The organism is Paraburkholderia sp. Ac-20342 (assembly GCF_017104985.1).
Taxonomy (GTDB): domain Bacteria; phylum Pseudomonadota; class Gammaproteobacteria; order Burkholderiales; family Burkholderiaceae; genus Paraburkholderia.
The window spans coordinates 68,377-84,552 of the sequence record NZ_JAAGPQ010000031.1; the positions used below are offsets into that span (position 1 = coordinate 68,377).

General features: G+C 67.0%; 14 protein-coding genes. 3 read left to right on the top strand and 11 right to left on the bottom strand.

Annotated features, from left to right (window positions below; translation table 11 throughout):
• Positions 1 to 129 precede the first annotated feature (129 nt).
• The 11 genes from sugE to G3N58_RS14955 form a co-directional block, all read right to left on the bottom strand.
• Positions 130 to 450, bottom strand: coding sequence for a quaternary ammonium compound efflux SMR transporter SugE (sugE, locus tag G3N58_RS14905; RefSeq protein WP_167047826.1), 321 nt, complete (start codon positions 448 to 450; stop codon positions 130 to 132).
• Between the two features lie 91 nt (positions 451 to 541).
• Positions 542 to 1,240 (bottom strand): two-component system response regulator KdpE, encoded by a 699-nt coding sequence (gene kdpE, locus G3N58_RS14910; protein WP_205999488.1) that lies wholly within the window; start codon positions 1,238 to 1,240, stop codon positions 542 to 544.
• The gene (locus G3N58_RS14915) at positions 1,233 to 4,190 is read right to left on the bottom strand and encodes a DUF4118 domain-containing protein (RefSeq protein ID WP_205999489.1); all 2,958 of its coding nucleotides are present in this window, start codon (positions 4,188 to 4,190) and stop codon (positions 1,233 to 1,235) included. The genes kdpE and G3N58_RS14915 overlap by 8 nt, the downstream gene beginning before the upstream one ends.
• A 271-nt stretch (positions 4,191 to 4,461) precedes the next feature.
• A complete protein-coding gene (kdpC, locus tag G3N58_RS14920; RefSeq protein ID WP_205999490.1) occupies positions 4,462 to 5,040 on the bottom strand; it encodes a potassium-transporting ATPase subunit KdpC in 579 nt (192 codons plus the stop codon).
• A 73-nt stretch (positions 5,041 to 5,113) separates the two neighbouring features.
• The gene (kdpB, locus tag G3N58_RS14925; RefSeq protein ID WP_167047838.1) at positions 5,114 to 7,225 is read right to left on the bottom strand and encodes a potassium-transporting ATPase subunit KdpB; all 2,112 of its coding nucleotides are present in this window, start codon (positions 7,223 to 7,225) and stop codon (positions 5,114 to 5,116) included.
• Between the two features lie 121 nt (positions 7,226 to 7,346).
• Positions 7,347 to 9,149 (bottom strand): potassium-transporting ATPase subunit KdpA, encoded by a 1,803-nt coding sequence (gene kdpA, locus G3N58_RS14930; RefSeq protein WP_205999491.1) that lies wholly within the window; start codon positions 9,147 to 9,149, stop codon positions 7,347 to 7,349.
• Complete coding sequence (gene kdpF, locus G3N58_RS14935) at positions 9,146 to 9,238, bottom strand: K(+)-transporting ATPase subunit F (protein WP_017331558.1); 93 nt, start codon at positions 9,236 to 9,238, stop codon at positions 9,146 to 9,148. Before kdpF ends, kdpA begins: the two co-directional genes overlap by 4 nt.
• On the bottom strand, positions 9,235 to 9,348 hold the full coding sequence (locus G3N58_RS14940) for a potassium ABC transporter ATPase (RefSeq protein WP_167047844.1): 114 nt from the start codon (positions 9,346 to 9,348) through the stop codon (positions 9,235 to 9,237). Before G3N58_RS14940 ends, kdpF begins: the two co-directional genes overlap by 4 nt.
• A 263-nt stretch (positions 9,349 to 9,611) precedes the next feature.
• The gene (locus G3N58_RS14945) at positions 9,612 to 10,586 is read right to left on the bottom strand and encodes a quinone oxidoreductase (RefSeq protein ID WP_205988786.1); all 975 of its coding nucleotides are present in this window, start codon (positions 10,584 to 10,586) and stop codon (positions 9,612 to 9,614) included.
• Positions 10,587 to 10,692: 106 nt separating this feature from the next.
• Complete coding sequence (locus G3N58_RS14950) at positions 10,693 to 11,082, bottom strand: methylglyoxal synthase (RefSeq protein ID WP_167047847.1); 390 nt, start codon at positions 11,080 to 11,082, stop codon at positions 10,693 to 10,695.
• A 279-nt stretch (positions 11,083 to 11,361) separates the two neighbouring features.
• Entirely contained in the window at positions 11,362 to 12,141 is a 780-nt protein-coding gene (locus G3N58_RS14955) for an SDR family oxidoreductase (RefSeq protein ID WP_167047850.1), read from the bottom strand.
• 266 nt (positions 12,142 to 12,407) lie between these two features.
• Here G3N58_RS14955 and upp point away from each other — a divergent pair, with 266 nt between their 5' ends.
• The 3 genes from upp to purD all read left to right on the top strand — a co-directional run bounded on the left by upp (position 12,408) and on the right by purD (position 16,164).
• Positions 12,408 to 13,058: a uracil phosphoribosyltransferase gene (gene upp / locus G3N58_RS14960; RefSeq protein ID WP_167047853.1), complete on the top strand. Its 651-nt coding sequence runs from the start codon at positions 12,408 to 12,410 to the stop codon at positions 13,056 to 13,058.
• Between the two features lie 781 nt (positions 13,059 to 13,839).
• Positions 13,840 to 14,568: a YebC/PmpR family DNA-binding transcriptional regulator gene (locus G3N58_RS14965; RefSeq protein ID WP_167283350.1), complete on the top strand. Its 729-nt coding sequence runs from the start codon at positions 13,840 to 13,842 to the stop codon at positions 14,566 to 14,568.
• 288 nt (positions 14,569 to 14,856) lie between these two features.
• Complete coding sequence (gene purD, locus G3N58_RS14970; protein WP_167047859.1) at positions 14,857 to 16,164, top strand: phosphoribosylamine--glycine ligase; 1,308 nt, start codon at positions 14,857 to 14,859, stop codon at positions 16,162 to 16,164.
• Positions 16,165 to 16,176 lie beyond the last annotated feature (12 nt).

Sequence of the window (16,176 nt, forward strand, 5' to 3'; positions counted from 1 at the left end):
CTCATTATAGCCACGTTAATTCGCAGAACGCAGGGTGGCGAACCGGCCGTGGCGGGGGGCGATGCGTGTTGAATCAATGCTGCCGGCTCGGTGCCCTAACTTCAGTGGCCGAACCTCGGTCGCCCAACCTCAGTGGCCCGACGACAGCTTCAGCCCGATGAGCCCGATCACGATCAGCGACGCACTGGCGACACGCGCGAGCGTCAGCGCCTCGCCCATCATCACGACGCCGAAGATGAACGCGCCGACCGCGCCGATACCGGTCCACACCGCATAGGCGGTGCCGAGCGGCAGCTGGCGCATCGCGAGCGTGAGCAGCGCGAAGCTGCCGAGCGCGGTCACGATCGTGAACACGGACGGCCAGAAACGGGTGAAGCCTTCGGAAGTTTTGAGACCGGCCGCCCACGCGACTTCGAGCAAACCGGCGATCAGAAGAAGAAACCAGGACATCAGAGACAGCTCCATAAAAATGGGGCCGTCCCCGATGATCGATGCAAGCGCAAGGTCGTCCTTACGTCGGGAGATTATAACCGGGCGGGCTTCACCCCGCCCCGACCAGCCGGTAGCCGACGCCGGTCTCGGTGACGATATGCTCGGGCTGCGCCGGGTCGCGTTCGAGCTTGCCGCGCAGATGCGCCATGTAGATGCGCAGATAGTGATGGCTCTCGACATGCGACGGCCCCCACACGTCGCGCAGCAGTTGCCGGTGCGTGAGCACGCGGCCCGCGTGGCGCACGAGCGTCGCGAGCAGGCGGTATTCGATCGGCGTCAGATGGATCGCGGCGCCGTCGCGCGTCACCTGGCGCAAGGCGAGATCGACGGTGACCGCGCCGAAGCGCACCTGCGGCGATTCGTTCGCGCCGCCTTGGTTGCGCCGCCGCAGATGCGCGCGAATCCGCGCCAGCAGCTCGGACACGCCGAACGGCTTGGTCAGGTAGTCGTCGGCGCCGGCGTCGAGCGCGGCGACCTTCTCGCTTTCCTGGGTGCGCGCCGACAGCACGATCACCGGCAGCTCGCTCCAGCCGCGCAGCTCGCGGATCACGTCGAGGCCGTCGGTATCGGGCAGGCCGAGATCGACGATCACCAGATCGGGCTGGCGCGTGGCCGCTTCGACGAGCCCCTGCTTGCCGGTCTCGGCGTCGTACACGGCGATGCCCTCGCCTTCGAGCGCGGTGCGCACGAAGCGGCGAATCTGCTTTTCGTCTTCGATCAGAACGACGGTGATGCTCGGGTCACTCATGGGCGGGTTTGTCCTGCGGGTTGAGGGCGGCGTCTTCGTCGTCGAGCATATCGGGTACGGCGGGCGGCGTCTGGACCGGCAGCGTGAACCAGAAGCGCGCGCCTGCGACGCGGCCGTCCGCGCCGATCCGGTTGAGCGCGCCGATCGTGCCGCCGTGCGCCTCGACGATCGCGCGGCAGATCGCGAGCCCGAGGCCGATACCCGGTTTCGCCGACTCCTTCTCGCCGCGCGTGAACTTCTCGAACACGCGCGCTTCCATGCCGGCCGGCAGGCCGGGGCCGTCGTCATCGACGCTCACGCGCACGAACGGCGCGCCGTCCGCCTCGATCCGCTCTGCGCCGATCGTCAGCGGCGTGCCGGGCGCGGTGTACTTGGCGGCATTCTCGAACAGGTTCGAGAAGAGCCGCTCCATCAGCACCGCGTCGAGGTGCAGCAGCGGCAGATCGGCGGGCAGCACGACCCGCGCCGGGTGCCCGGCGAGCACGCGCCGGCAGGCGCGCAGCGCGGCGCCGACAGTCTCCTCGAGCAGCGTCCATTGCTGGTTCAGTTGCAGGCTGCCGGCCTGCAAACGCGCCATGTCGAGCAGATTCGTGACGATGCCGGTCATGCGCAGCGCCTCTTCGTGAATCGCCTCGACGAGTTCGTCGCTGCGCCGCGCGGCGGCTTGTGCTTCGGTTTGCGTTGCGCTGTGCGCCTGTGCCGCTATTTCCACCGGTGCGCCTGGCTGTGCGTGCGCCTGTGCCTCGCGTTGCTCCTCGGCCCGCGCCTCAGGTCGCGCATTCCCCAACGCTTGCGCGCTCCCTGCGTCCGCCGCCCCCTGCCGCCCCTGCGCGAGCATCGACGAAAACCCCACGATCGTCGTAAGCGGCGTGCGCAGATCGTGCGAAATCGCCGACAGCAACGAATTGCGCAGCCGCTCCGACTCCATGTTGACGAGCGCGTCGCGCGCGATATCGACGTAATGCACGCGTTCGAGCGCGAGCGCGATCTGCGCGGCGAACGCGTCGAGCATGCGCCGCTGCTCGGGCACGTCGAGTTCGCGCTCGTCGCGCAGCACGGCCGCGAGCACGCCGCGCGTGCGCATCGGCGCCTTCAGCGGCAGATACAGCGCGGCCGCCGCGGGCAGCGTGTCGGTGCCGTGGCCGGCCGGCTTCTGCTGATCGTAGACCCACTGGCCGACGTCGAGATCGAGCGCGCCGCCGTCGAGCGTGATCGCAGCATCCGGGTCCTCGATCTTCTGCCTGACCTGATTGGCGCTGTCCGGCAGCAGGATCGCGACGCGCGCGCCGAACACCTCGCTCACGTGCCGGCTGCCGGTTCCGACGATCTGCTCGGTGGTCAGCGCCGCGGCCAGTTCGCGCGCCATCTCGTACATCGCGCCGGTGCGCTGCTCGCGGCGCCGCGCGACGCTCGCCTCGCGGCGCAGGCTCGACGTCAGATGGCTGATGACGAGCGAGGTCAGCAGCATGCCGAAGAACGTCAGCAGGTACTGCGTATCGGAAACCGACAGCGACATGCGCGGCGGCACGAAAAAGAAATCGAACGCGGCGACGCTCGCGAACGACAGCACGACACCGGGCCCGCGTCCGAGCTTCACCGCCGTGAAGATCACGCCGAGCAGGTACAGCATCACGAGATTGGTCAGGTCGATGCGATCGATCAGCTGGCTCGACAGCAGCGTGATGGCCGTGCCGATCGCCAGCGCGAACGCATACGCGCGCGCCGGCGAGCGGCGCTCGCGCGCCGCGCTCATGGCCTCGCGCCATGCATTCGCGGTCGTATTCAGGAGACGCCGCTGCTCGGCGCCCTCGCGCTCCGACGATACGCGAATCAGCGTGAGATCGAGGTCGCCGCCCTTCTCGGCGATGCGCTCGCCGAGCGGCCTGCGCAGCCAGCGCTTCAGCCCCGTGCGCACCGAGGCGCCCGCCACGAGCTTCGACACGTTGCGCGCCTGGGCGTAGCCGATCAATGCGTCGAGCGCGTCGGCGGCGGCGAGCGTGGCGGTCTCGGCGCCCAGTTCGGCGGCGAGCTTCAGCGCGTTCAAGGTGCGTTCGCGGCGCGCATCGGGCAGACGCTGCAACGCGGGCGTTTCGACATACACGGCGAGCCAGTCGGCCCGCAGGCTCGCGGCAAGACGCGCCGCCGCGCGCACCAGCGCCGGCGCTTCCGGCCCGGGCCCGACGCACACGAGCAGGCGCTCGCGCGCCTGCCAGATGCGCTGGATCGAACGGTCGGCGCGGTACTCGCGCATCTGCGCGTCGACTCGATCGGCGGTGCGGCGCAGCGCCAGCTCGCGCAGCGCGATCAGGTTGCCCTTGCGAAAGAAATTGCGCACCGCGCGCTCGGCCTGCTGCGCCATATAGACCTTGCCGTCGCGCAGGCGGTCGAGCAGTTCCTCGGCGGGCAGATCGACGAGCGTGACTTCGTCGGCGTGATCGAACACGCGATCGGGCACGGTCTCCCACACGCGGATGCCGGTGATCTGGCCGACCACGTCGTTGAGACTTTCGAGGTGCTGCACGTTGACGGTCGTATAGACGTCGAGGCCCGCATCAAGCAGTTCGTAGACGTCCTGCCAGCGCTTCAGATGACGCGCGCCCGGCACGTTCGAATGCGCGAGTTCGTCGACGAGAATCAGTTGCGGCTTGCGCGCGAGCGCGGCGTCGAGATCGAACTCGCCGAGCTTGCGGCCGCGGTATTCGATATGCGCGAGCGGCAGCACGTCGAGGCCCGCGAGCAGCGCGGCGGTTTCGCCGCGCCCATGCGTTTCGGCGATGCCGACCAGCACCTCGACGCCCTCTTCCTGGCGGCGGCGCGCGGCCTGCAACATCGCATAGGTCTTGCCGACGCCGGCCGACGCGCCAAAGAAAATTTTCAGCCGGCCGCGCTGGCGTTTTTCTTCGTCGCGCTGCAGCTTGTCGAGCAATTCGTCAGGATCGGGGCGGTTCATGCTCAGTGGTTTTCAGGGTCGCGCGAGCGGCGCTTTCTGCATGGTGGCACGGCCCGCGCCGGCCCGCAAATAACAGCGCGGCACCACGCGAGCGCCGCCCTTTCGGTTGAACCGCAACGGCAACGTGCCTCGTCGCGCGACGAGGCACGGTTTGCTCTGCGGCATGACTTTGTGGCCCGACTTTGCGGCCGCATCTTACCGCCGCTTCCGTCGGCTTTGCCGGCCTCTGCCAGCTTCTTCCCACTTCTGCCCGTTACGCAATGGCCCGCGCTCAACCGTGCTGCATCTCGTCGAGCGCGAGATTAAGCTTCAGCACATTCACGCGCGGCTCACCGAGCATGCCGAACTGGCGGCCCGTCGTATAGCGCGCGACGAGCGCCTGCACGTCACTCGCCGCGAGGTGCCGCGCCTGCGCCACCCGCGCGACCTGATACGCGGCCGCGGCCGGGCTGATCTCGGGATCGAGCCCGCTGCCCGACGAAGTCACCAGATCGACCGGCACCGGCTTCGACAGATCGGTGCCCGCTGCCTTCAAGGCATCGAGCCGGCCCTTGATCTCGTCGAGCAGCGCCGGATTGTTCGGCCCGAGGTTCGAGCCGCCCGAATTCTGCGCGTTGTACGGCATCGGCGTGGTCGCCGACAGGCGGCCCCAGAAGTACTGCGGCGCATCGAACTGCTGGCCGATCAGTTGCGAGCCGACCAGCTTGCCGTTGCGCTCGATCAGGCTGCCGTTGGCCTGGTCGTGAAACGCCGCCTGACCGATCGCGGTCATCACGGCGGGATAAGCGAGTCCGGTAATCACGGTCAATACCGCGAAGATCACGATCAACGGACGGAACAGATTTTTCATGATGTGTCTCTTTCCCTTTTCGTCACTTCAGTACGCCGGCACAGCGGCGCTTCGTAGCCGGCGCGCCGCATGTTCAAACCCAGCCGAGCGCGGCGAGCACCATGTCGATCAGCTTGATGCCGATGAACGGCACGATGATTCCGCCGAGGCCATAGACCAGCAGATTGCGGCGCAACAGGATCGCCGCGCCTAGCGCGCGATAGCGCACACCCTTGAGCGCGAGCGGAATCAGCAGCACGATGATGAGCGCGTTGAAGATCACCGCCGACATGATGGCCGAGGCCGGCGTCGCCAGATGCATCACGTTCAGCGCGTTCAGCGCCGGATACGTCGAGGCGAACGCGGCCGGAATGATCGCGAAGTACTTGGCGACGTCGTTGGCGATCGAGAACGTGGTCAGCGAGCCGCGCGTCATCAGCATCTGCTTGCCGATCTCGACGATCTCGATCAGCTTGGTCGGGTTCGAATCGAGATCGACCATGTTGCCGGCCTCTTTCGCGGCCTGCGTGCCGCTGTTCATCGCCACCGCGACGTCGGCCTGGGCGAGCGCGGGCGCGTCGTTGGTGCCGTCGCCGGTCATCGCGACGAGCCGCCCTTCGGCCTGGTGCGCGCGGATCGTCGCGAGCTTCGTTTCGGGCGTCGCTTCGGCAAGGAAGTCGTCGACCCCGGCTTCGGCCGCGATCGCGGCGGCGGTCAGGCGGTTGTCGCCCGTCACCATCACGGTCTTGATGCCCATCTTGCGCAGCTCGGCGAAGCGCTCCTTGATGCCGCCCTTCACGACGTCCTTCAGCTCGATCACGCCGAGCACGCGCGCGCCCTGCTCGCCCTTCTCGGCGACCACGAGCGGCGTGCTGCCGCGGCGCGCCACGTCCGCGACCGCATGGTCGACTTCGTTCGGGAAACGCCCGCCGTTCGCTTCGACGTAGTGCTTGAGCGCATCGGCCGCGCCCTTGCGGATTTCGCGGCCATGCGCCCCCGGCGGCGTCCCCTCGGGGGAGAGATCGACGCCGCTCATGCGCGTCTGCGCGCTGAACGCGAGAAACACCGCATGCAGCGAGCCCATATCGCGCTGCCGGATATTGAAGCGCTGCTTCGCGAGCACGACGATGCTGCGGCCTTCCGGCGTTTCGTCCGCGAGCGAGGCCAGTTGCGCTGCGTCGGCGAGCGCTTCCTCGGTCAGACCCGGCGCAGGCAGAAACTGCGAGGCCTGGCGATTGCCGAGCGTGATCGTGCCGGTCTTGTCGAGCAGCAGCACGTCGACGTCGCCGGCCGCTTCGACGGCGCGGCCCGAGGTCGCGATCACGTTCGCCTGCATCATGCGGCTCATGCCGGCCACGCCGATCGCCGACAACAGCCCGCCGATCGTGGTCGGAATCAGGCACACGAGCAGCGCGACGAGCGCGGTGATCGTGACGACGTGGCCCGCTTTCGCCACCTCGACGGAAAAGATCGAGAACGGCAGCAGCGTCGCGGTGGCGAGCAGCATCACGATCGTCAGCGCGACGAGCAGAATCGTCAGCGCGATTTCGTTCGGCGTTTTCTGCCGCTTCGCCCCTTCGACCATCGCGATCATGCGGTCGAGAAACGCCTCGCCCGGATTCGCCGTGACGCGCACGACGATCCAGTCGGACAGCACGCGCGTGCCGCCCGTCACCGAGGAAAAGTCGCCGCCCGACTCGCGGATCACCGGCGCCGATTCGCCCGTGATCGCCGACTCGTCGACCGACGCGACGCCCTCGATCACTTCGCCGTCGGCCGGAATCACGTCGCCGGTCTCGACCAGCACGACGTCGCCGCGCCGCAGATCGGACGCGGTCATGATGCGGATCGGCGACTTCGGATGCGGCTCGTTGAGCTTCTTGGCCACCACGTCTTTCTTCGCGCTGCGCAGCGACGCGGCCTGGGCCTTCGAGCGGCCCTCGGCGAGCGCTTCCGCGAAGTTCGCGAACAGCACCGTGAACCACAGCCACAACGAGACCGCGAGAATGAAGCCCGCGGGCGCCTCGGCCTGGCCGCCGAGCGCGGCGATCCACAGTATCGTGGTCAGCATGCTGCCGACGTACACGCAGAACATCACCGGGTTGCGGAACTGCGTGCGCGGCGTGAGCTTCTTGAAGGAGTCCACGATCGCCGGGCGCAACAGCACCGGATCGAACATGGACTTCGTAGCGTTATGTTCAGTCATTGAATCCTCGAATATCGCGTTGCGCGGGCCGGGGCTCGCCCGGGTCTTGCCTGGGTCCTGCAACCCGCTGCCGCCGGCGCGCGCTTTTGAGCTGTTCAGTTGCGGGTTTGCCTGCGCCGCCTCACTGCGCGCCCATCATCAGATGCTCGACGCCGGGGCCGAGCGCGAGCGCCGGCACGTAGGTCAGCGCGCCGACCAGCAGCACGGTGCCGAGCAGCAGCACGACGAAGAGCGGCCCATGCGTCGGCAGCGTGCCGCCCGTCACGCCGATGCGCTTCTTCGCGGCGAGCGAGCCGGCAATCGCGAGCACCGGCACGATCGTGCCGAAGCGGCCGAACCACATCGCAATCGCGGTGAGCCAGTTGTAGAACGGCGTATTCACCGACAAGCCCGCGAACGCGCTGCCGTTGTTGTTCGCGGCCGAGCTGAACGCGTAGAGGATTTCGGAGAAGCCGTGCGCGCCCGGGTTCGCGATGCCGGCGCGGCCCGCGTCGCTGAGCACCGCGATCGAGGTGCCCACCAGCACGAGCAGCGGCGTGAGCAGCACGACGATCGACACCATCTTCATCTCGTACGCCTCGATCTTCTTGCCGACGTATTCAGGAGTACGGCCGATCATCAGACCCGCGACGAACACCGCGAGCAGCGCGAACACGAGCATGCCGTACATGCCGGAGCCGACGCCGCCGAAGATCACCTCGCCGAGCTGCATCAGCAGCATCGGGTAGAGGCCGCCGATCGGCGTCAGCGAGTCGTGCGTATTGACGACCGCGCCGCACGACGCCGCCGTGGTCGCGACCGTGAAGATGCCCGACTGCGCGATGCCGAAGCGCGTTTCCTTGCCCTCGGCGTTGCCGCCCGCTTGCAGCGCGCTGGCCGACTGATCGACATGCAGCGCCGCAAAGGCCGGATTGCCGCGCTGCTCCGCGCTCATTTCGCCGAACACGCAGACGCCGAACGCGATCGTCATTGCCGCGAGCACGGCCACGCCCTGCCTGCGGTCGCCGATCGCACGGCCGAACACGAGCGTGAGCGCGGCCGGGATGATGAGGATCGAGAAGATCTGCACGAAGTTCGAGAACGGCGTCGGGTTTTCGTACGGGTGCGCCGAATTGGCGTTGAAGAAACCGCCGCCGTTGGTGCCGAGCATCTTGATCGCTTCCTGCGAGGCGACCGGGCCCATCGCGAGGGTCTGCGTCTTCACGGGCGTGTCGACCGTGACCGGATTGCCCTTCGCGTCCTTCACCGGATTGCCTTGCGCGTCGAGCTTCGGCGCGGCGTAGGTGGTGGTTTGCAGCGTCGGCACGTCCTGATACGCCTTGAAGTTCTGGATCACGCCCTGGCTCATCAGCAAGGCCGCGACGAGCGCCGCCATCGGCAGCAGCACGTACAGCGTCACGCGCGTGACGTCGACCCAGAAGTTGCCGATGGTCTGCGCGGTATGGCGCGCGAAACCGCGAATCAGCGCCATCACGACGACGATGGCGGTCGCCGCCGACAGGAAGTTCTGCACGGTCAGGCCGAGCATCTGCGTCAGATAGCCGACGCTCTGCTCGGGCGTGTAGTCCTGCCAGTTCGTGTTGGTCACGAAGCTGACGGCCGTGTTGAAGGCGCTGTCGACCGACATCGCGCCGAATTGCTGCGGATTGCCAGGCAACCCGCCCTGTACGCGCAACAGCACGTACAGGAACAGTGCGCCGAGCACGTTGAACGCGATCGTCGCGATCGCGTAATGCTTCCAGCCCATCTCCCGTGACGCATCGACACCCGCGATACGGTAAAGCAGCCGTTCGAGCGGCGCGCCGAGGCGCACCACGCGCGAACTGCCGTCCATCACCGCGCCGATATAGCTCGCCACCGGCACCGCGGCAGCCAGCAGCACGACGATAAAAAGGCTCGCCTGCAGGACATTGTTCGCGTTCATTCGATGTCCTCCGCGCGCAGCAGCGCATACACGAGATACGCGAACAGCAGCGCGGTCGACGCGCCGGCCAGCCAGAGCATCCAGGTCATGAGCGCGCTCCCTGTCCGCGGCGGAACTGCGCGAGCTTCTCGCAGCCGTCGATCAATCCGAAGGTCAGCACGGCGAACAGCACGAGCCCCCCGACATACAGCACATCCATTTTTGTTCTCCATTGACGGATTCCGGATGGATGCAACGGTATGCCGATCCGTCTAAAGGCCTGGTCAAAGATGCGGGGATACGCGTAAAAATCGTGTAAACGCAAAAGGGCCGCCCGGTCTTGCGACGGAGCGGCCCTCAGTCAGGCGAGGTGAAACGAGGCAGTGTGTGGGCGGCGCGATTCGCCGCCTTCGTCTTTGGGTTGGGTTTGGCGCTTGTTTCAGCGCTTGTTTCGCCGTTTACTTCCGCGTTCGCCTTTCGCCCTTACGGCAGCAGAATCGTCGACCCCGTCGTGCGGCGGCCTTCGAGATCGGCATGCGCCTGCCCGACTTCCGGCAACGCATAGCGCTGATTGATGCTGGTCTTGACTTTGCCCGACACGAGCACGTCGAACAGTTCCGCCGACATCGCCTCGTAATCGGCGCGTTTGGCGATATGGGTAAAGAGCGTCGGACGCGTAAAGAACAGCGAGCCGCGTCCGGCGAATTCCGACGAATCGATCGGCGGCAGCGGACCCGACGCATTGCCGAAGCTCACGAAAAATCCGAGCGGCGCGAGGCAGTCGAGCGACTTCTCGAAGGTGTCCTTGCCGATCGAGTCGTACACGACCGGCACGCCCGCGCCGTTGGTGATCTCGCGCACGCGCTTCGTGAAGTTCTCGCGCGTGTAGACGATCGCGTGATCGCAGCCGTGCGCCTTGGCAATCTCGGCTTTCTCGTCGGAGCCGACCGTGCCGATCACGGTCGCGCCGAGCGCCTTCGCCCACTGGCACACGAGCAGGCCAACGCCGCCGGCCGCGGCCTGGATCAGGATCGTGTCGCCGGCCTTGACCCGATACGTGCGGCGCAGCAGATACTGCGCGGTTAGCCCTTGCAGCATCACCGAGGCGGCCTGCTCGTCGCTCACCGCAGCGGGCAGCCTGACGACCTGCGCGGCCGGCAGCACGCGCTCCTGCGCATACGCGCCGGGCGGCCGCGCGACGTAGGCGACGCGATCGCCCACCTTCAGGCCGCCGACGCCCGAGCCTACCGCGCTGATCTCGCCGGCCGCCTCCATACCGAGGCCGCCCGGCAGCGGCAGCGGATACAGGCCGGTGCGGAAATACACGTCGATATAGTTGAGACCGACCGCCGTCTGACGGATGCGGATCTCGCCCGCGCCGGGCTCACCCACTTCCACGTCGACCCATTTCATCACTTCGGGGCCGCCGGTTTTATCGAATCGGATTGCCTTGGCCATCATGTCTCCTTGATCTGGATTCTGGATTGTCGCGTCGCGCGTGCGGCTTGCGCGTGGCGCGCAGCGCTTGTTCCGCGAGCGCCAGGCGCCCGCCGCGCCCGCGCCGTCAGGCCTGGCCCTTCATCCGCAACGCCAGTACGTCGAGCACCATGCGCGCGGTCGAGATGTTCGTCGCGCACGGAATGTTGTGCACGTCGCAAGCGCGCACGAGCGCGTTGATGTCGGGCTCGTGCGGTTGCGGCGTCATCGGATCGCGCAGGAAGATCACCATGTCCACGCGTCCTTCGGCCAGTTGCGCGCCGATCTGCAGGTCGCCGCCGTGCGGGCCGGACAGCATGCGCTCGACCTTGAGGCCGTGCGCGTCGCTGATGCGCCCGCCGGTCGTGCCGGTCGCGACGATCTCGCAGTGCGCGAGCGTATCGACGTATTCGCCGGCCAGTTTGACGATGTCGTCCTTCTTGTGATCGTGCGCGATCAGCGCAATGCGGGTGGTCATGACGTAAAGCTCCTCAAACCGTTAGGGGTCACTGTCGTTATGTATCGTTGCCGCCGATGTTGCCGATGTTGCCGATGATGCCGCACGGGCCCGGCGACGATGCCCGGCTCCGCGTGAACCTGCCGTGGTGCGTGCCTGCCCGGTACGACGGCACGCCAGTATGGCGTACGCGCCGCGCCTGGCCTGGCCGGCACTGGCCCGATATGCACCTGTTCGGCGAATACCCGCCAGGTACAGGCCGCCCAGTACGTACCTGCTATGTACCGGCTACGTACCTGCTCAATAAGTCCCCGGATAAGCGCCGCCATCGATCAGCCAGTTCTGCCCGGTGATGAACCCGCCGTGCACGCTGCACAGGAACGCGCACGCGCGGCCGAACTCGTCGCGGTTGCCGAAGCGCCCGGCCGGAATCGTCTTCATGCGCTGCTTGCGCGCCTCGTCGACGGAAATGTTCTGCGCCTTCGCCTGCGCATCGAACGTGACCGCGATGCGGTCCGTGTCGAAGATGCCCGGCAGCAGATTGTTGATCGTCACGCCGGTCGGCGCGACCTTGCGCGCGAGTCCCGCGACGAAGCCGGTCAGCCCCGAGCGCGCGCCGTTCGACAGGCCCAGCACGTCGATCGGCGCCTTCACCGCCGAGCTCGTGATATTGACGATGCGCCCGAAGCCGCGCGCGCTCATCGTGTCGACGGTCTGACGGATCAGCTCGATCGGCGTGAGCATGTTGGCTTCGAGCGCGCGAATCCAGTCGTCGTGCGTGAAATTGCGGAAGTCGCCCGGCGGCGGCCCGCCCGCGTTGTTGACGAGGATGTCCGGCTGCGGACAGGCGGCGAGCGCGGCGGCGCGGCCTTCCGGCGTGGTGATGTCGCACGCGACCGTCCTGACCTCGACGCCGCTCTGCTTGCGGATTTCGGCCGCGGTCGCTTCGAGCGTTTCGGCCGTGCGCGCGACGATCGTCAGATTGACGCCCTCGGCGGCGAGCGCTTCGGCGCAGCCGCGCCCCAACCCCTTGCTGGCCGCGCAAACGAGCGCGGTACGTCCTGCGATTCCCATATCCATCTGTGTGTCCTCGTGGCGTGAAGCCGGCGCGAAACGCGCGGGCATGGCGAAGTTTCCCCGATTCTAGAAGAATCGGTGCCCGACTGTGCCGGCTCGCTGCAATCTCCGGTATCGTCGGGCGGCACTCTTTCGGTAAACTTGCGGCGTGGCGCGCCCGTCCCCCATCCGCCCGTCCCTATTCCGCTTGCCGAGCGTGCGGACGAAACGGACTAAACAGACGAAAGCGCGCGCCGAACCGATCCCTCTTGCCGCCGCGTGTGCCCCCCATGACCCAGGACAGCCGTTTTCCCAATCTTTTCATCCTCGATCACCCGCTGATCCAGCACAAGCTGTCGCACATGCGCGACCGGGACACCTCGACGCGCACGTTCCGCGAACTGCTGCGCGAGATCACGCTGCTGATGGGCTACGAGATCACCCGCAATCTGCCGATGACCACGCGCCGCATCAACACGCCGCTGATGGAAATCGACGCGCCGGTGATCGCCGGCAAGAAGCTCGCGATCGTGCCGGTGCTGCGCGCGGGCGTCGGCATGTCGGACGGCCTGCTCGAACTGGTGCCGTCGGCCCGCGTGGGCCACATCGGCGTATACCGCGCCGACGACCATCGCCCGGTCGAATACCTCGTGCGGCTGCCGGACCTCGAGGACCGCGTGTTCATCCTGTGCGACCCGATGGTCGCGACCGGCTACTCGGCCGTGCACGCGGTCGACGTGCTCAAGCGCCGCAACGTGTCCGGCGAGAACATCCTGTTCCTCGCGCTCGTCGCCGCGCCCGAAGGCGTGCAGGTGTTCCAGGACGCGCATCCGGACGTGAAGCTGTTCGTCGCGTCGCTCGACTCGCATCTGAACGAGCACGCGTACATCGTGCCGGGTCTCGGCGACGCGGGCGACCGGCTGTTCGGCACCAAGAACTGACGCGCGGGGCGGGCCGGCTCGGGCCGTGCCCGCCTCATCGGCGCAACGCATGCGGCGGCCCTTCGGACTGTGCGTTCATTTCAGCTGCATTGCGTTTGCGCTTCATTTTCATTGCATCGCCACGCGGTTTCGCGCTACGGCTCCCTCTGCCGCGCCGTCGCGGCGTGATAAAATTCGAATCCGCTCGACGCACGGCTTGACCTGCAACCTCGCCGGCACAACGGCTGTCACTGCGCTGCTGTAACTGCGCCACGGCTGCTTCGGCCTGTCGCACCGACTGGCGCATCGCGCCGCCTTGTGGAGTCACGCGACGTCTGTCCGGGTCGCGCGGCTTCGGGTTGTGCCGTATCGGGTTTCACCGCATTGGCCGCACGTCATCCGCCCGCCCCAACCGCGCCGCCGGACTGCGCCCCGCTTGTATGGGCCAGCCAGGCCCGGATTCAAGGTCACGGCGAACCAGCGCGCGCAAAGGCAACAGCACGAGGGTAAAGCGGCAAGCCGGGGCGCAGGCGGCCACGAGCGGAGATACACGGGACAAGCAGACTGAAGACGCCTCACGCGGGCTTCAGTCGCGGCGCGGGCATTAAAGCCACGGCCGAGCTGCGGTGATCGGGTGATCGGCCGGTCAGGCGCCCGGCCCGACAACCCGGTTATCCGCTTTAACGCCGGCAGCGTGGCTGGCGGACGGTTTGACATCGAGGCGCGATCAGCGAAGCGCCCGACATCGCAACGACAATTGCACTATGCGTGCGCCCTGCTGGCGCGCGCGACGGAGAAAAGTATGGCGGGTCATTCGAAATGGGCCAACATCAAGCATAAGAAAGCAGCGGCCGATGCCAAGCGCGGCAAGGTCTGGACGCGGCTCATCAAGGAAATCCAGGTAGCAGCGCGCCTCGGCGGTGGCGAGATCGACTCGAACCCGCGTCTGCGGCTCGCAGTCGACAAGGCGTACGACGCCAACATGCCGAAGGACAACATCAACCGCGCGATCCAGCGCGGTGTCGGCGGCGCGGACGGCGCGAACTACGAGGAAATCCGCTACGAAGGCTACGGCATCGGCGGCGCGGCGGTGATCGTCGACACGATGACCGACAACCGCACGCGCACGGTCGCGGAAGTGCGTCACGCGTTCTCGAAGAACGGCGGCAACATGGGCACGGACGGCTCGGTGTCGTTCATGTTCGATCACCTCGGCCAGTTCCTGTTCGCCCCCGGCACGGCCGAGGACACGCTGATGGAAGCCGCGCTCGAAGCCGGCGCCGACGACGTCGTCACGAACGAGGACGGCAGCATCGAAGTGCTGTGCCCGCCGAACGATTTTTCGAAGGTGAAGACGGCGCTCGAGGCGGCGGGCTTCAAGGCCGAACTGGCCGAAGTCACCATGAAGCCGCAAACGGAAGTCGAATTCACCGGCGACGACGCCGTGAAAATGCAGAAGCTGCTCGACGCGCTGGAAAATCTGGACGACGTGCAGGAAGTCTATACAAACGCATCGATCGCCGACGAATAAGCGCGTGCCGGCCACGCGTCGCGCGCAGCATCATGCAGGCGGCCCGTTACCGGCCGCCGCGCGCCGGCCGTTTCGTCGCACCATTCGTCGAACGATCCTTGAGTCGGGGCACACGTCGCCCACGCGCTTCGCCGCACGTTTTGTTGCGTCACACGTTTCGCCGCGCGCAGCGCCTTCGGGCGCGCGAAGGCTAAACGGACAGCCGGCACGCAGCCCGCTGTCGAGGGTTCATTGCACGGCTGGGCCTGTCGCCCGGCCGTTTATGGTTTTCAAGTCTCGGGGATTCACATGAAGTTACTCGTCGTCGGTTCCGGCGGTCGCGAACATGCGCTCGCATGGAAGCTCGCGCAATCGCCGCGGGTCCAGCTCGTCTACGTCGCGCCGGGCAACGGCGGCACCGCTCAGGACGAGCGGCTGCGCAACCTCGACATCACCGAGCCGGCCGCGCTCGCGGATTTCGTCGAGCAGGAGCAGATCGCCTTCACGCTGGTCGGGCCGGAAGCACCGCTCGCGGCCGGCATCGTCAACCTGTTCCGTGCGCGCGGCCTGAAGATTTTCGGGCCGACCAAGGAAGCCGCACAGCTCGAAAGCTCGAAGGACTTTGCAAAGGCGTTCATGAAGCGCCACGGCATTCCGACCGCCGAATATGAAACCTTCGCCGACGTCGCCGCCGCGCATGCCTACCTCGATGCGAAGGGCGCGCCGATCGTCATCAAGGCCGATGGCCTCGCCGCCGGCAAGGGCGTGGTGGTCGCGATGACGCTCGAAGAGGCGCATACCGCGGTCGACATGATGCTGTCGGACAACAAGCTCGGCGATGCCGGCGCGCGCGTCGTGATCGAGGAATTCCTCGCCGGCGAGGAAGCGAGCTTCATCGTGATGGTGGACGGCAAGCACGTCCTGCCGCTCGCGTCGAGCCAGGACCACAAGCGTCTGCTCGACGGCGACCAGGGCCCGAACACGGGCGGCATGGGCGCCTACTCGCCCGCGCCGATCGTCACGCCGCAACTGCATGCGCGCGTGATGCGCGAAATCATTCTGCCGACCGTGCGCGGCATGGAGAAGGAAGGCATCCGCTACACCGGTTTCCTGTACGCGGGCCTGATGATCGACGCGCAAGGCAACCCGAAGACGCTCGAATTCAACTGCCGCATGGGCGACCCCGAAACGCAGCCGATCATGGCGCGTCTGAAGGGCGACTACTCGAAGGTGGTCGAACAGGCGATCGCCGGCACGCTCGATACGGTCGAGCTCGAATGGGACCGCCGCACCGCGCTCGGCGTCGTGCTCGCCGCGCACAACTATCCGGATACGCCCCGCAAAGGCGACCGCATCAACGGCATTCCCGCCGAAACCGCGGATTCGGTCACGTTCCACGCCGGCACCACGCTCGCCGACGGCAAGCTGACCACCTCGGGCGGCCGCGTGCTGTGCGTCGTCGGTCTCGCGGATTCGGTGCGCACCGCGCAGGCGGCCGCCTACGAAACGATCAACCAGATCGCCTTCGACGGCATGCAGTATCGCCGCGACATCGGCTATCGCGCGGTGAACCGCAAGCACGACGCGCGCGCCGACGGCAAGCCCGAAAGCCGCTAAGCGGCGTTTGCA

Excerpts from the sequence above, each read along its gene's own strand:
- purD (WP_167047859.1), top strand. The coding sequence starts at position 14,857 with ATGAAGTTACTCGTCGTCGGTTCCGGCGGTCGCGAACATGCGCTCGCA.
- G3N58_RS14915 (WP_205999489.1), bottom strand. The coding sequence starts at position 4,190 with ATGAACCGCCCCGATCCTGACGAATTGCTCGACAAGCTGCAGCGCGAC.
- G3N58_RS14950 (WP_167047847.1), bottom strand. The coding sequence starts at position 11,082 with ATGACCACCCGCATTGCGCTGATCGCGCACGATCACAAGAAGGACGAC.
- G3N58_RS14965 (WP_167283350.1), top strand. The coding sequence starts at position 13,840 with ATGGCGGGTCATTCGAAATGGGCCAACATCAAGCATAAGAAAGCAGCG.
- G3N58_RS14940 (WP_167047844.1), bottom strand. The coding sequence starts at position 9,348 with ATGGATGTGCTGTATGTCGGGGGGCTCGTGCTGTTCGCCGTGCTGACC.
- G3N58_RS14945 (WP_205988786.1), bottom strand. The coding sequence starts at position 10,586 with ATGGCCAAGGCAATCCGATTCGATAAAACCGGCGGCCCCGAAGTGATG.
- kdpC (WP_205999490.1), bottom strand. The coding sequence starts at position 5,040 with ATGAAAAATCTGTTCCGTCCGTTGATCGTGATCTTCGCGGTATTGACC.
- kdpA (WP_205999491.1), bottom strand. The coding sequence starts at position 9,149 with ATGAACGCGAACAATGTCCTGCAGGCGAGCCTTTTTATCGTCGTGCTG.
- upp (WP_167047853.1), top strand. The coding sequence starts at position 12,408 with ATGACCCAGGACAGCCGTTTTCCCAATCTTTTCATCCTCGATCACCCG.
- kdpB (WP_167047838.1), bottom strand. The coding sequence starts at position 7,225 with ATGACTGAACATAACGCTACGAAGTCCATGTTCGATCCGGTGCTGTTG.
- G3N58_RS14955 (WP_167047850.1), bottom strand. The coding sequence starts at position 12,141 with ATGGATATGGGAATCGCAGGACGTACCGCGCTCGTTTGCGCGGCCAGC.
- kdpF (WP_017331558.1), bottom strand. The coding sequence starts at position 9,238 with ATGACCTGGATGCTCTGGCTGGCCGGCGCGTCGACCGCGCTGCTGTTC.
- sugE (WP_167047826.1), bottom strand. The coding sequence starts at position 450 with ATGTCCTGGTTTCTTCTTCTGATCGCCGGTTTGCTCGAAGTCGCGTGG.
- kdpE (WP_205999488.1), bottom strand. The coding sequence starts at position 1,240 with ATGAGTGACCCGAGCATCACCGTCGTTCTGATCGAAGACGAAAAGCAG.